This window comes from Photobacterium alginatilyticum (assembly GCF_009910675.1).
GTDB lineage: Bacteria > Pseudomonadota > Gammaproteobacteria > Enterobacterales > Vibrionaceae > Photobacterium > Photobacterium alginatilyticum.
Genome location: NZ_RSEJ01000115.1, coordinates 1 through 1,258, shown reverse-complemented (window position 1 = coordinate 1,258; position 1,258 = coordinate 1). Strand labels below are relative to the sequence as shown.

The following is a 1,258-nucleotide window of genomic DNA, read 5'->3' as shown; positions in this document are numbered from 1 at the left end:
TGAAGTGGTCAAGTAAAATTGGCCACGGTTTTAGAGTCATTCCAGAATAAGCGTTCTGACTCATTTGGCGTCAGACCACCGTTATATTGATGTGGCCTGATCTCGCTGTAATATCCTGTGATGTACTGAGTGATTGAACGCTGTGCCTGAGAAAAACTCTCATACCCTATTGATGGTACCCATTCTGTTTTTAAGCTTCGAAAGAATCGCTCCATCGGGCTATTATCCCAGCAATTTCCTCGTCGGCTCATGCTTTGTTCAATTTGATATCGCCAGAGTAGTTGCCGAAATTTCAAACTGGTGTAATGCGAGCCTTGATCACTATGGAACATAATATTTTCCGGTTTTCCTCTTGCTTCAAAAGCCATTGATAGCGCTTTGCTCGTTAAGTTGGTATCCGGCGATAACGACATTGCCCACCCAACGGGTTTTCTTGCAAAGAGGTCGATAACCACAGCTAAATAAGCCCAGCGTGTTCCGGCCCAAATATACGTGACATCACCGCACCAGACCTGGTTCGGCTCCGTCACAGCGAACTGTCGGTCTAATTTATTAGCTACTTCAATATGTTCTTGAGTCGCTTTCTTGTAGGCATGCTTAGGCAACTGACAGCTCACTAAACCAAGCTTTTTCATGAACTTGCTAGCACGATACCGGCTCAATGGTATTCCTTTTCCCGTAACAATATCAGCGATAGTTCGGGCTCCCGCAGAGCCATTACTGATGCGGTGCGCGGCTTTAACTTCGCTACACAACTCGACGTAATCAGGATTAATCATCTTAGGCCGGTCAGACCAATATTTGTAACTGCTTCGATGGATGCTGAACACATCACAAAGTGTAGAGACACTGTGGCTCTGCTTGAGTTTCTCGACTAGCGAGAATTGTTCAGTGAGTCGGACATCAAGAGAGCTGTAGCTTTTTTTAATATTTCGTTATGTTCTTCGAGTCGAGCCAGTTTCTTCTTCAACTCACGGATCTCGATTTGCTCTGGTGTCATCGGAGAAGCTTTCGGTGAAATGCCTTGTCGCTCTTCTTTGAGTTGGCGAACCCACTTATCCATGGTGGATTTACCTACATTCATTGCCTTGGCAGCTTCAGCTACCGAGTAGCCTTGGTCAAGAACTAACTGTGCGGCTTCAAGTTTAAACTCGGGGCTAAATGTTCTTCTACTACGTTTTGTCATTGTGTCACCTGTTAACTTCCGAGGTGATGATATCACCTCTAATCAGGTGGCCAAATTAACTATGCCACTTCA

The 1,258-nt window shown here is 45.2% G+C and carries 1 protein-coding gene; it reads right to left on the bottom strand.

Annotated features, from left to right (window positions below):
• Positions 1 to 8 precede the first annotated feature (8 nt).
• Positions 9 to 1,186 (bottom strand): IS3 family transposase gene (locus EIZ48_RS28240; RefSeq protein ID WP_439126600.1). Its coding sequence is split into 2 segments (ribosomal slippage): positions 9 to 928 and positions 928 to 1,186, totalling 1,179 coding nucleotides; the frame shifts between segments, so codons are not numbered across the junction.
• Positions 1,187 to 1,258: the final 72 nt, after the last annotated feature.